Origin of the sequence: Turicibacter bilis, assembly GCF_024499055.1 — a bacterium.
Classification (GTDB): domain Bacteria; phylum Bacillota_I; class Bacilli_A; order MOL361; family Turicibacteraceae; genus Turicibacter; species Turicibacter bilis.
Genome location: NZ_CP071249.1, coordinates 1,289,845 through 1,304,732, shown reverse-complemented (window position 1 = coordinate 1,304,732; position 14,888 = coordinate 1,289,845). Strand labels below are relative to the sequence as shown.

Here is a 14,888-nt window from a genome sequence, read left to right as displayed (position 1 = left end):
GAGATGAAAAAAGTACTTTATATCACAACGGTTAGTCGAACAGTGAATGCTTTTTTAGTGCCACATATTCAAATGTTACTCGATGAAGGATATCAGGTTGATATTGCGACCTGTATTGATAAACCAATCGATCAATCTTTAACTAGTCGTGGAGTAAACATCTTTAATATTCCTTTTACAAGAAATCCACTTCACCCAGGAAATGTTAAAGCGTTTGGTCAATTAATTCAAATTCAAAAGAAAGAGCAATATGACATGGTTCATGTGCATACCCCAGTCGCCTCCTTATTTGGTCGCCTTTTAAAGCTTGGATTTCCCAAACTCAAAACGATTTATACCGCTCATGGCTATCACTTTTTAAAAGGTGGACCAAAAATCGGGTGGTTGTTATATTATCCCATTGAAAAAGTCATGGCTAAACTAACTGATGTCACAATTACCATTAATCAAGAGGACTATGACATTACAGTAAGTAAACTAAAGCCTAGAAAAACGTATTTAATGAATGGAGTCGGACTTGATTTAACGCAGTATAAAATCTTACCCGAGAAACAGAATCAGCAAAAACGTGAAGAACTTGGATTAAGCAAAGATGATTTTGTCATCATTATGATTGCAGAACTTAACGAAAATAAAAATCAAATTCAACTCATTAAAGCGATGGAATTGCTAAAAGATAAGTACCCTCAAATTAAAGCATTACTTGTAGGCGAAGGTCTGAAGTTATCTGAGTTACAACACGAAGTAAAACAGAGAGAACTGACTGATAAAATTCAATTTTTAGGTTTTAGACATGATATTAATGAACTCATTAATGTTTCAAATATCGGAGTACTATTATCTTATCGTGAAGGCTTGCCACGAAATCTCATGGAACTCATGGCCTGTGGTCGAAAAATCATTGGAACGAATATTCGTGGTTGTCGAGATATTATTGTGGACGAAACAGTAGGAGCTAAAGTCTTGGTTGAAGATGAATTTGGATTAGCTAAGGAAATTGAACAGTTGTATCACACTCGTGAATCAGAATTTGAACTAAGTCTGCATCTTAAGTCTTATGAGGTGGAATCTATTTTAGGGCAATTAAAGCAAATTTATACCGATATTGTAAGGGAGGGATAAGATGATTAAAGTTTTACATTTGTTACCGATGAATAAGTTAAGTGGAGCAGAACGGATGGGATTACTCATTTGTAAACATATGTCTGAAGTTGAATCCTATGTTATAACAGGTGGAGCAGACTTAGCAGCGGTGTTTGAAAAAGAAGGTATTCAAACGAACCACTTAAATTTTTCTATGAGGCAGTTACCACAAGTGATCAAGCAATTAAATCGATTTATTAGGGAAAAACAAATTGATATTATCCATGCTCATGATAATATCGCTTCTTTAAGTGCTTATTTAACGAAAAAAAGATATGGATTAAAGGTGAAAATTGTTTCTCATATTCATAATTGTTATCCATGGCTAGAAGGTAATGGAGTCTATAAACGTATTGATCAGTTCATTCGTCCAAAATACGATTTCAATATTGCATGTGGGCAAATTGTTTATGATTATTATTATCAGCATGCGCCCTACTTTAACCTAAAGAAAACATGTATTTTATCAAATGCGATTGATGTGAGTAACTTAGGGATAACTCCGCAAAACCAAGTGAACGAAATTCGAGAAATATTTAATATTCCTTCTGATCAGAAAATCATTGGTTATATTGGGCGACTATCTGAACAAAAAGGAATGATACCATTTATTAAGGCGTTGAAAAATTACAAAGATCAGTTTGAAAATTGTAAGTTTTTGATTGTTGGAAGTGGTGAACAAGAAGATGAAACTAAACAACTTGTTAAGGAATTTGAATTAGAAGAGTTATTTATTTTCACAGGATTCCAATCGAATATTTATCCATTTTATCAGTTAATCGATATCTTTTTCTTACCATCTTTATATGAAGGATTACCAATGGTCTTACTCGAAGCAATGGCGTTTAGGAAGGCTGTAGTGTCTATGAATGTTGGAAGTATAAATGAGATAATAAAGGATGATATAACAGGGAAACTAGTTAAACCAAAAGCCTATAGTGAATTTATAAAGTGCTTATATAATATAAAAGAAGATGAAACTATTTTACAAAAATACGGTAATAATGCTCGAATGCTTATAGAAGGGAATAATGATATAAAGGCATATGTAAAAAAGATAATTTCAATATATGATAAAGTTATAAATTTATAAAAAGATTATTACTTGTAATAATTAATAAAATGGAAGACGGTGTAATCAATGGAGTTAAAATTATTCTTTAAAGATATTATTAGAAGAATTATAGGTGAAATTCCAACAAGTACTTTAATAAAAAGGGGACTAATTGTAGGAAAAAACTTTAATAGGCAGCAAGGGTGTTTTATTGATCCAACTCATTGTTGGCTTATAGAAATAGGGGATAATGTAACTATGTCTATTAGAGTAGTTCTCATGGCTCACGATGCAAGTACTAAAAATGTAACAGGATATACAAAAATAGGGAAAATAAAAATAGGAGATAATGTTTTCATAGGAGCCAATAGTCTAATTCTCCCAAATGTGACTATTGGGGAGAATTCTATAATAGGAGCAAATAGTGTAGTGACAAAGGATATCCCTTCTAATTGTATTGTAGCTGGCAACCCTGCAAAAGTAATAGGCTCACTGAAAGATTTCAAGGTTAAAAACGAAAATATGATTCATATAGATGAAAATGTTTTTTCATCAGAATATACTATGAGAACAAAAATAACAAGAGAGAAGAAAATAGAGATGAAATTAAAGTTAGATAAAGGAGTAGGTTTTGTTGAGTAAAATAGCATTAATTATGCCTTATTTCGGATGTTTACCGAATTACTTTGATTTATGGATTTTATCAGCAAAATACAATAAAACAATAGATTGGTATATTTTCACAGATATTAAAGAACTAAAAAATTATCCTGAAAATGTAAAGGTTATATTTATGACATTTGATGAGGTAAAGAAAAGGTGTCAAGATATCTGTAATTTCACAGTTTGCTTGGATGAATATTATAAATTATGTGACTATAAACCGGCATATGGCTTAGTTTTTGCAGATTATATAACAGACTATGATTTTTGGGGACATTGTGATCCGGATATTATTTGGGGCGATTTGAGAAAGTTTTTAACGAAAGAAATTCTAAATGAAAATGATAGAATTTTTACATTTGGACACTTATCTTTATATAGAAATAATGAACGAATTAATAACTTATTTAAATATAGTAAAAAAGATATTTTTAATAATAAATGTATATGCACCTATGAAGATGCATTTACTACGCCTTATTCATGCCATTTTGATGAATGGGGAGGAATTAGTAAATATCTAGAATTAATAGGGATGAAGCAATATGATGGTAGAGAGTTTGCAGATATTGATGCTACACGGTTTGCGTTTTATTATAATGAAATAAACAATAAATATGGAGCAGTATTTAGTTGGAATAAAGGAAAATTAGAGGCGCATTTTATATGTAATGGTAAATTTGGATCTAAGGAGTATGCGTACATACACCTACAGAAGAGGAGTATGGATGTTTGTCTAAAAGATATGGATGAAGAATCTTTTTTAATTGTACCAAATAAGTTTATAAAGTATAGCAAACCAATGAAAGAAGATATTGAAAAATACGGTAAAGACAAAATATATTTTGAATGGTATAGCAAACGAGGAAGAATGATTTTAGAAAATATAAAAAAAGGGGCTATTCAACGTAGATTACGTAAAATATTGAAATAAAAGGTGATAGTATGAAGGTGACAATTCTTACTCCTACATATAATAGAGCGCATACTCTTAACAAATGTTTTGAGAGTTTATGTAATCAAAATTGTAAAGAGTTTATATGGCTAATTATTGATGATGGTAGTACAGATAATACGAAAGAAGTAGTAAATAAATTTTTAGATATAACGCCATTTGATATTATATATAAATATAAGGAGAATGGTGGGAAACATACGGCATTGAATACAGGAATAGAGATGATTAAAACAGAATTAACATTTATTGTTGATAGTGATGATAGATTAACTCCAGATGCTGTTGAGATTATCAATACCACTTGGAATATGATAAAAGATAAAAATTTATGTGGAATAAATTTTTTAAGAGGTTATTCTGAAGATACTGTTATTGGAGATAAATTTCCAGATAGTGATGTTGTAGATAATGGGATAAAGATTCAGTTCAACTATAATGTGAAAGGAGATAAAGCGGAAGTTTGGCGAACTGATTTACTAAAAACCTTTCCGTTCCCAGTATATGGAGATGAAAGGTTTTTAGGAGAAAATATTGTTTGGTGGAAGATTGCATTAGAATACGATATGTATTATATTAATAAAATTATCTATATTACTGAGTATTTAGATGGGGGGTTGTCGAAATCTGGAAGGAGGTTGAGAATTAATAGTCCAATAGGAGGTATGGAAAACTCTAAAGTTGGTATGAATAAAAAGTTTCCACTAAAAGAACGTATAAAAAGAACATGGCTCTATATAGCTTATGGATTTTTTGCAAATAAAAGTATTTTAGAAATATTAAAAAATGAATATTTTAAAATAACTTTTATTAATTTACCTTTTGGATTTGCTTTGTACAAGTATTGGAAATTTAAGTATAAGGATTAGGCCACGCTTTAAGGAAGTGGTAATATTTAAGGTGAAATTAATCCTTTTAATTTTATTAATCATTAGACGTATTTCAAACAGATTAAAACTCTTTTTAGAGATGAAAGGTAAATGTAAATGTCATTATAATGACATTTACATTTTAAAATAAATTTCTTTAATACGTTCAAGTAATTGTTCATTCTTGTGTTTCCACTTCGATTCAGTTCGTTGTAATCACTTCACTTAAATCTACCTATATGTAGATATGGATTATAGAACTTTCATTAATAGAACTTTATAAAGAATCTTATGGGGAGGAAAATAGAATAATAGTAATTTAGATTTGTGGTATTAAGTCAATTAATGATTGACAAAAATTAATTAAGATTTTAATTTTTAATCGTACTGAACAAGGTTCTAGGATAATTCTTAAAAATTACCTCAGTGTAAGACAGACAGGATTCAAAAGCAGTGGAGGATAGTTCTCTTCAGTCACTGCCAAGCGCGCCTTTAATTTATAGTAAAATCGGATACGAACAGAACCCCTAGGGTTCCCAATAGCACCATAACCTCGCGTATCGTATAAGTATTCTAAAGACACTAGCTAGCTTCTCTCATCCTACTAAGAAAAGAAACCTATATAGATTCGATACAGCTTGTGCGGTTCGGGGAGGGGCTACAGTCTTCAAAAGTAGTCACAGGTAAAAAAGATATATTCCTAATGGACTAATTCCATTACCTCTATTGTGCGATGTTGGAGAGTATTTAAGATAAAAAGGAATTAACTTACATGAGTATTGAGGTAAAAAACTCATTCATTTTTCAAAGAACAAATTATGTCTTAACTGAAGGGGGTAAACTTATTATATAAGGAGAGAAAATGGAGATATTATTTAGTTTATTATTAGTTTATTTAATTCTAGCATCAGTATTCAACTTCAGTAATAAATATCCAAAAATGAGTTTTTTCTTGAATTTATTACTACTTTCTATCATTACGGGATCAGTCTATGAAAAGATAGGTGGTGGAGGAGATTACGATAATTATCGAAATATATTTAATAGTATTAGTTTAGAAAAGTTCCCAGATAAAGAAATATTCTTTTATTATTTAAATCTGCTTATTAAATCTTTTACTGATAATTTTAGTATCGCATTTCTATGCTTTATGTTTATTATTAATTTTTTTATACTTGCATTTATTTATAAATATTCTAAAAATATAGATATGAGTTTGCTGATGTATGTAATAATGGGGGGCTATATAACTTCTACAAATATAACTAGACAATTTATTGCTATTGCACTTGTTACTTACTCTATTCGTTATTTGATAGAAAAAAAATATGTAATGTATATCCTATTTTGCGTTCTTTCTGTTTCATTTCATACCACAGCAATTATTCCTATTTTTACAAATTTTTTAATAAGTATCTTTAATGAAAAGATCTATAAAAATTATATTATCTATTTTATTTTCATTAATTGCATGATTATCGTAGAACCACTTATTAGAAAAATAGGGATAGAGATGTTTTATGAAAACTATTCTGATGGCTACTTTAATTATGGAAGTAACATATTACATTATGTGGTGCAATTAGCGTTTATAGGATTTTATATTATCAACTTAAGGAAAGTACGATGTGCAAATATAAAATTATTTATTAATCTAGCAACAATGGCTTCTATGTTTACTTTAATGTCTAGAAATATGGTTTTATACGCTCGATTTGCATCGTATTTTAATATATTCCATGTTGTGGCGATGGTCAATATTCTTTTTTATAATCGAAATATAAAAGAGAAGAGATTGTTTTATTATCTAATATTCATAGGATTATTAGTTTATTATGTTTTATTAACTAGAAAAGCATTCGTATTTGAAAGTAGTATAGTAGATTATTTTAGAAATTTATAGGGATTAAAGTGAAGAATAGGAGCGAGAGATGAAAAAGGAAATATTATTTATTGTATCGGATATGGAGAGTGGTGGGTTTCAAAAGAGTTTAGTTTCGTTACTTCAATGTTTTGATTATGACAAGTATAGTGTGGATCTATTAATTTTATCTCCTCAAGGAATATTTATGAATCAAATACCGTGTGAAGTTAATGTATTGAAATTAGATGTTCCTAGAAAATTTTTTAGTAGTTTCCCAAAAGGAGTAATAGAATTAATCAAAGAAAAAGAATTCGTGTTAGCACTTAAAAGAACATTTCACTTTTGTTTGTCTAGAATTGATAAAGGTAAAGCAGGAATCTATATGTCTAAGCAAATACCTACTTTAAGTAAAGTTTATGATGTAGCGATCGACTATAATGGACAGCATTTATTATATTATATGGTTGATAAAATAAAAGCTAAAAAGAAGATCTCTTATTTTCATAGTGATTATAAAAAATGGGATTATTATAAGAATGCGGATATGATTTATTATGACAAAGTCGACTATATTGTGACTATATCAGAAATATGTAAAAACTCTTTAGATGATATTTTTCCAAAATATAAAAAGAAGACTAGGGTTATTCATAATATAAGTTCACCTCGTATTATAAAGAAGTTAGCAAAAGAAGAATGCCCAATCAAATTTGATTCTAATTACACTAATATTATTATGGTTGGAAGACCATCTCAAGTTAAGGGATATGATTTTGCAATTGAAGCTTGTGTAAAGCTAAAAAAGATGGATTATAAAGTTAGATTCTATGCAATTGGTACATCAAATGAAGTCGAAAAGTATAAGGAAATGGTCGGAAAATTTGATGTTCAAAAAGAATTTATTTTTATCGGTGAAACGAATAATCCATATACTTATGTTAAAAATGCCGATATATATCTCCATCCTTCTAGATTTGAAGGTAAATCTGTTGCAATAGACGAAGCAAAGATATTATGTAAGCCAATAATTATTAGTGACTTCTCAACAGCAACGGATCATATTAAAGATAAGATTAATGGACTTATTGTTGAGATGAGTAGTAAGGGAGTTTACAAAGGGTTAAAGCAAATGATTGACAATCCTCATTTGATTCAAGAATTAGTTGAAAACTTATCAAAAGAAACGTTAGGTAATGAAGATGAAGTTTATAAATTATATCAATTAATAGAGGAGTTGTGAGGGTGAAAAAAAATATATTATTTGTAATGGAGTCTTTAGGTATTGGTGGTGCAGAGAAAAGTTTAGTTACTTTATTATCACAATTTGATTATTCAAAATATGAAGTAGATTTATTTTTATTCAATCCTACAGGCGAGTTTATAAATTTAATTCCATCAGAAGTGAATCTATTGAAAACTCCTGAAGATTTCAAAAATTATATTTCCTCACCTAAAGATTCTATTAGATATCTATGCAAACTAAGAAATTTAAAGTTATTAATATGTAAAATGATTGAGGTAGCAGTCTTAATTATTAATAAATTTTTATTTCATAAAGAATATATAGGTTGGAGATACATCAGCCAGTCAATTGATGTGTTACCTAAGGAGTACGATGTTGCTATTGGGTTTTTAGAAAAAAAAAGTATTTACTTTACAGTGGATAAGGTGAAATCAAAAAAGAAAGTCGGATGGATACATACTGATTATAAAAAAATTGAGTTTAACTATGATTTAGATAAAAAATATTTAAGTCAATTAGGTGAAATAGTGACAGTTTCGAGTTCTTGTAGAAATTCTTTTATAGAGATATTTCCTGAACTTGAGTCAAGAGTAAGAGTAATTGAGAATTTTGTCTCACCGCAAATGATAAGAAATTTAGCCGTTGAAAAAGAAAATAAGATAGAATTAAAAGATAATTCTTTGGTAATTGCGACTGTTGCACGCTTAACCAAAGCTAAGAATTTATTTATTATTATAGAAGCAATGAAAATACTAAGAGGTAAATATAAAATAAAATGGTTTATAGTTGGAGACGGAGAATTAAAAAAGGAATTAAGTGATTTAATAAGTCTAAACGACTTAAATGAAGAGATAATTTTAGTTGGTGCGAAACCTAACCCCTATACCTTTATGAATCAGGCAGATATTTATGTACAGACATCTTCTTGGGAAGGGTTTGGAATAACTGTAGCCGAAGCTAAATGTTTATGCAAACCAATTATAGTTAGTAATATACCTGAGTTTACAACTCAAATTACTCATAAAAAAACAGGATTAGTTTATAGTAATTTAGCTGAATTAGTTAATTGTATTGAAACATTAGTCTCTGATTCTGAATTAAAAGCTAATTTAAGTAATAATTTGAAAGTAGAAATTCATCAAGAGATAAAACAAATAACACAATTAAATAATTTATTGAATAGGAGAGATTAAAATGAAAAATGTTGTATTATTTGCTCATGGAACCCATGAAAATAGAGGATGCGAGGCAATAGTTAGAGGAACTACAAAAATTTTGAAAAAAGGGATTGAAAACTGCAACATTAAAGTAGGATCATATAATCCTAAACTAGACCAGGCAAGGAATATTTCTACTGTAGACGAATATTTATTACAAGGATCAATTAAAAATAGATTTTCGATACAATGGTTTAGACACTTAATTCAGGGACATTTATTAAAAGATGAAATTGGATATTATCAATGGGTCCATAAAGATGTAATTAAAGAAATTAAAAAAGCAGATTTAACACTATCCGTTGGAGGGGATAATTATTGTTATTCTACTCCAGTTTGGATATACGCATTAAATAAAGCCGTAAAAGAATTATCAAAGAGTAAATTAGTGTTATTTGGTGCTTCTGTCGATCCTGATGCTATTGATGAGAGAATGAAAGAAAATTTAGATTTACATGATGCTCTTATTGTTAGAGAGAGTCTTACTTTCGAAGGATTAAAAAGAGTAGGGTTAGAAAGTAAGACTTATTTATGTCCTGATCCAGCTTTTACAATGGATCCTGAGAAAGTAGAATTATCTGATTTTTGGAATAGCGGCAAAATACTTGGATTAAATATAAGCCCTCTAATTATGGAATATGAAAAGAAACCAGGAATAGTGAAAAAGACGACAGAAAGTTTGATTCAATATATTCTTGATAATACTGAACTTAAAATTGCTCTTATCTGTCACGTTTCAACAGATATTGAAGCATTAAAACCTTTATTTGAAAAATTTAAATCTAGTAGAGTTACTTTGGTTGGTAATGATTATAATGCAAAAGAACTTAAATACATTATTTCAAAGTGTAATCTATTTATTGGTGCTAGAACTCATGCAACCATAGCAGCTTATTCAACTTGTGTTCCAACATTAGTTATTGGCTACAGTATTAAAGCTAGAGGAATTGCTAAAGATTTATTTGGCGATTGCAGTGGATTAATATTACCAGTACAAGATCTTGAAAGTGAGAATCAGTTAATTAAAACAGTTATGAATTTTATTGATAGAGAAGATGAATTAAGAAATCATCTAAACTTCATAATGCCACAATATAAAGAAAAAGCTTATGAAAGTATAAATATAATTGATAGTTTACTTCAATAATATAATAAATATTATTGTGTTATTAGTAGAGGGGGATACACAGACTTAGATTAAGTTATTACAAACGATTTAATAAAGTGGAATTTTAATATGAAAAAATCCCTACTCAATGCTTGAACAATTTTATAAAAATGGATACTTAGTAAAGATCTTAATCATGAAGATGGGGTGCCAGAAGTTAATAGGCATAAATATTTTAAACAGATTTCTTCTATTATTTCAATTGATGATATTGAGATTATATTAGAAGGGTTTAAGTATGCGAAGCAAGAATTGTTATATTTATGGCGGAAAAAAGAAATCTTATTAAGAAACTTGACTTTGTAAAAAGTCAAGTTTTCTCTTATACTTTAGAAAAAGTCAATGAAACTTTTTTTGAAAATTTTATTCAGTTAAAGTAGTGAGAAATATTAAATTAGGAACTAAATGTATTTTACGTTTTTATCAGTGGGATTAGTTATCAAAATAATTTAGTAGTAAGGCCTCCTATAGCCCAATTAAAATTTTTTACGATATGAAAAACATATCGACACCTATATATAAGGCCAAAAGTTTTTAACATAATTTGAACAGGAATCTTAACATAGAGAATGTTTTGATATAAGTTCTTTCTAAAATTTTCTTGTTATAGATGGAATATAGAAAAACCATGAATTATATTTCGCCATGTATATATATACTTTAATAGTATTTGTTGATTTAAATATTTAGAGATAAGAAGAGTGAGGGGAATAAAATGAAAATAATTCAAATTAGTAATTATTGTGCTCCTTTCAAAGGATCGTTTATTACATTATCTGAAAATTTATCCACAAAAATTCATCAAAAAAATGGATAATATATTTATATTTTTCCTAAAAAAGCAAGAAATTTTCAATGGTGTAAAGAATTGGGGAATAGATATAAAATTTATTTTGTTGAAGAAGTTAATAGGAAAAATACATCAAAAATTATTGAAGAGTTGAAGAAGATATTTAATAAGGAGAATCCTGATATAATTCATTCACATTTTGATGGATATGATGTTCCTATGGTGAAAGCCTCTTCGTCTAACGTAATAAAAATATGTCATAGACATAATAATTTTGATATATCTAATTTACCTATCCATAAGAAACTATATGCAGTTTATAATGTAAAAAAAAATATGTGGTATTTAAAAGATAAAACATTATCTATTTTTACGGCTGAAGAAATAAGGAGTGAATTCCTTAATAAGAAATATATAGATAAAGAAAAGAGCGTGACAATAATTAATGGAATAAATACCAAAAGATTAGACTCACAATCTCCTTATATTAACTCCTATAATAAACCAATAATATTTTCATTTATAGGAGATTGGCATAGGAAAGGTGCAGATATTCTTTTCTCGGCTATTGAAAAAATAAATGCAGATAATTTAAATGTATATTTAGCGATAATATGCAAGGAAAATTATTTAATAGATAAAATTGGATATATACCTGAATGGGTAATCCTCCTGGATACCACAGATAATATGAAAGAATATTATTCTATGGCCGATCTTTTTATTTCAGCTAGTAGAAAAGAAACTTTTTCATATGCTTTAGCAGAAGCAATTTATTGTAAGATTCCTTGTTTGAGTAGTGATGTAGAGGGAGTTCAATGGGCAAAAGAAATTCCATCTGTTGATTTTTTTGAAAATGAAAATGTTTCAAGTTTGGTGAGAAAAATTAAAGTTATGCTAAATTGTAAACCCACTGAGAAGGTATTAATAGATCCAAAAAATATTATCATACAAAAATATAGTGAAACAGTATGGACGAATAAAATTATTGATTTCTATGAGAGTTGTAAAAAAGTATGATATAAAGTCAGAGAAACCTCAGAGAGAAATGAATCTTAATTAAAAGATTTAATAGACATTATATGGTATTTCATAAAGGAGTAAATTTTATGAAAAGTAATAATCAATTGAAGATAGGTGCTATATTATCTTATTTTTCTTTAGGAATAGGAAATGTTATTTCAATATTATATACACCTATTATGTTGCGTTTATTAGGGCAATCAGAATATGGGTTATATAATCTATCAAATTCGATTATCGGTTATTTAGGCGTATTAGATTTTGGTATTGGAAATGCCGTCATTCGTTATACAGCTAAATATAAGGCATTAGAAGACAAAGATGGTGAATCAAACCTTTATGGAATGTTTATTGTCATTTATAGTATTTTAGCTGTATTGGTTATTCTAGCTGGGAGCTTTTTAGTTATGAATACTCACTTATTTTTCTCAAGTAGTTTAACAAACGATGAAATGACTCGAATTCGATTCATGATGGCATTAATGATATTTAATTTAGCTATTTCATTCCCCTTTGGAATTTTTGGAGCCATTATTACGGCTCATGAGCAATTTGTTTTTCCTAAATTAGTGGGGCTTGTAAGGCAAGTCTTAAATCCATTTGTGATGATTCCATTATTATTATTGGGATATAAGTCACTTGGGATGACAGTTGCTTCAACTTGTTTAAATTTGATTTTTATTTGGGTAAATCTTTATTACTGTTTTAAAGTTTTAAAGATAAAAGTTAAATTTAATAAAATGGATTTTTCAGTTTTAAAAGAAATTATGGGATATTCATTTTTTATTTTCTTAAATATGATTGTAGATAAGATTTATTGGTCTACTGATCAATTTATTTTAGGTTCAGTAAGAGGAACTGTAGCCGTTGCTGTTTATTCGATTGGATCGACATTCAATCAATATTATATGAATTTTTCGACTGCTATTTCTGGAGTCTTTTTGCCAAAAGTGACAAAGATGGTAACAAAGAATGTATCTCGTGAGGAATTATCTAATTTGTTCATTAGAACAGGAAGAATCCAATTTATTATTTTATCATTTATTTTAAGTGGATTTGTGTTAGTTGGAAAAGAGTTTATTGCTATTTGGGCAGGAGATGGTTATGAACAGTCATATTTCATTGCACTTTTAGTTATGATTCCATTAACTATTCCATTAATTCAAAACTTAGGAATAACTATTTTACAAGCTAAAAATATGCATCATTTTAGATCGACAGTTTATATTATCATTGCAATATTGAATGTGATTACAAGTATTCCTCTAGCTAAAATGTACGGTGGTGTAGGATGTGCCTTGGCTACAGGGATTTCAATGGTGATTGGTAATATTATTATCATTAATATCTATTATTATAAGAAAATTCATATTAATATCCCTAAGTTTTGGTTAGAAATTTCAAAACTTAGTATTCCAGTTGTGATAAGTCTTGGAATTATGTTAGCTATAAACAAAATAGTTTCATTAAATGGAATAATAGATGTTCTTTTCACCGGGATGACCTTTACTGTGATTTTTGTTCCTCTAATGTGGTTATTAGGAATGAACAATAGTGAGAAAGAATTATTTATAGGACCGATTAAGATGATTGGAAGAAAGTTAAGGAGGGTAACTGTATGATTGAAATCATAGATAAAGGTAAATGTTGTGGATGTCATGGATGTACAAATATCTGTCCCAAATCTTGTATTAGTATGGAAACTGATCAGGAGGGATTTTGGTATCCTAAAGTCGATAAGAATCTTTGTATTGACTGTCATCTATGTGAAAAAGTTTGTCCAATCTTAGAGGTTCCGCAGAAAAAAGAGGTGTTTAATCTATTAACGTATGCTTGCAAAAATAAAAACAATGAAGTTCGAAAAGAGAGTTCTTCTGGTGGTGTCTTCTCTTTATTATGTGAATATGTGATAAATCATGAAGGTGTTGTTTTTGGAGCATCGTATAATGCTCAATTTGAAGTCCGTCATACCTATGTAGAGACGTTAGGGGAATGTTCTCAATTTAGGAGTTCTAAATATGTTCAAAGTAAAATTGGGGAAACGTATAAACAAGTTAGAACTTTCTTAAATCAGGGACGACTTGTTATGTTTTCAGGGACTCCTTGTCAAATAGAGGGGCTAAGTGGTTATTTAAGCAAAGAATATCCTAATTTAATACGGGTAGATATTGCCTGTCACGGTGTGCCAAGTCCAATGGTTTATAAAAGGTATCTTAACGATTTAGAAAATGAATATCAATCGAAATTAAAAAGTCTATCATTTAGAAATAAAGATACAGGATGGAGTTCGTACTCTTTTAAGGCAGAGTTTGAGAATGGTAGAGTTAAGCAAGAATTAGGAAGTAATAATATATATATGAAAGGTTTTATAAAAGATATTTATTTAAGACCTTCATGCTTTGAATGTGAATTCAAAAAGCCTCATACGACTGCTGATATAACGTTAGGGGATTACTGGGGTGTTAGTGGAATTCATCCTGAGTTTACAGATGAAAAAGGGATTTCATTGATTTTTGTTCATAGTCAAAAAGGAAAAGATATTTTTGATAAAATAAGTACTAATTTGCAGGTGTTAGAATCTGATTTTGATTATGCGACGAAATGTAACCCCTCAATTGTTAGACATGCTCCAATACAACCAAAGAGACAACAATTTTTCGATTTATTAGAACAAGGTGTGGGGTTACAAGAGGCAATTGAAAAATGTATTAAACCTACTTTATTGCAGAGAGTTAAAGGAAAAGGATATGGAGCATTAATTAAAGGGAAAAGATTAGTGAAGAAAGTAGTCTATAAATAGAGAGGTATTAAGCATATAAAATGAACTAAAATTTAGGATAAAGAAACTTTGAATAGAGAAATTGTGGGCATTAGAATATATTACAAGTTTATGAATAAC

Annotated in this window: 12 protein-coding genes; all 12 read left to right on the top strand. The window is 28.8% G+C overall.

The window, feature by feature from the left end; translation table 11 throughout:
- Positions 1-3: 3 nt before the first annotated feature.
- A complete protein-coding gene (locus tag J0J69_RS06365) occupies positions 4-1,122 on the top strand; it encodes a glycosyltransferase family 4 protein (RefSeq protein ID WP_212725999.1) in 1,119 nt (372 codons plus the stop codon).
- A 1-nt stretch (position 1,123) separates the two neighbouring features.
- Complete coding sequence (locus tag J0J69_RS06360) at positions 1,124-2,236, top strand: glycosyltransferase family 4 protein (protein WP_212725998.1); 1,113 nt, start codon at positions 1,124-1,126, stop codon at positions 2,234-2,236.
- Positions 2,237-2,284: 48 nt separating this feature from the next.
- A complete protein-coding gene (locus J0J69_RS06355) occupies positions 2,285-2,839 on the top strand; it encodes an acyltransferase (RefSeq protein WP_212725997.1) in 555 nt (184 codons plus the stop codon).
- Entirely contained in the window at positions 2,832-3,794 is a 963-nt protein-coding gene (locus J0J69_RS06350) for a DUF6625 family protein (protein WP_212725996.1), read from the top strand. Before J0J69_RS06355 ends, J0J69_RS06350 begins: the two co-directional genes overlap by 8 nt.
- A gap of 11 nt (positions 3,795-3,805) precedes the next feature.
- A complete protein-coding gene (locus J0J69_RS06345) occupies positions 3,806-4,684 on the top strand; it encodes a glycosyltransferase family 2 protein (RefSeq protein WP_212725995.1) in 879 nt (292 codons plus the stop codon).
- 862 nt (positions 4,685-5,546) lie between these two features.
- Positions 5,547-6,587: an EpsG family protein gene (locus J0J69_RS06340; protein ID WP_212725994.1), complete on the top strand. Its 1,041-nt coding sequence runs from the start codon at positions 5,547-5,549 to the stop codon at positions 6,585-6,587.
- Between the two features lie 28 nt (positions 6,588-6,615).
- The gene (locus tag J0J69_RS06335) at positions 6,616-7,788 is read left to right on the top strand and encodes a glycosyltransferase (RefSeq protein WP_212725993.1); all 1,173 of its coding nucleotides are present in this window, start codon (positions 6,616-6,618) and stop codon (positions 7,786-7,788) included.
- 2 nt (positions 7,789-7,790) lie between these two features.
- Positions 7,791-8,984 (top strand): glycosyltransferase, encoded by a 1,194-nt coding sequence (locus J0J69_RS06330; RefSeq protein WP_212725992.1) that lies wholly within the window; start codon positions 7,791-7,793, stop codon positions 8,982-8,984.
- A 1-nt stretch (position 8,985) separates the two neighbouring features.
- Positions 8,986-10,155 carry a polysaccharide pyruvyl transferase family protein gene (locus tag J0J69_RS06325; RefSeq protein WP_212725991.1) on the top strand — a complete coding sequence of 390 codons (1,170 nt, stop codon included), beginning with the start codon at positions 8,986-8,988 and terminating at the stop codon, positions 10,153-10,155.
- An 889-nt stretch (positions 10,156-11,044) separates the two neighbouring features.
- Entirely contained in the window at positions 11,045-11,986 is a 942-nt protein-coding gene (locus J0J69_RS06320; RefSeq protein WP_212725990.1) for a glycosyltransferase family 4 protein, read from the top strand.
- Between the two features lie 89 nt (positions 11,987-12,075).
- Entirely contained in the window at positions 12,076-13,611 is a 1,536-nt protein-coding gene (locus tag J0J69_RS06315; protein WP_212725989.1) for a lipopolysaccharide biosynthesis protein, read from the top strand.
- A complete protein-coding gene (locus J0J69_RS06310; protein WP_212725988.1) occupies positions 13,608-14,789 on the top strand; it encodes a Coenzyme F420 hydrogenase/dehydrogenase, beta subunit C-terminal domain in 1,182 nt (393 codons plus the stop codon). The genes J0J69_RS06315 and J0J69_RS06310 overlap by 4 nt, the downstream gene beginning before the upstream one ends.
- Positions 14,790-14,888 lie beyond the last annotated feature (99 nt).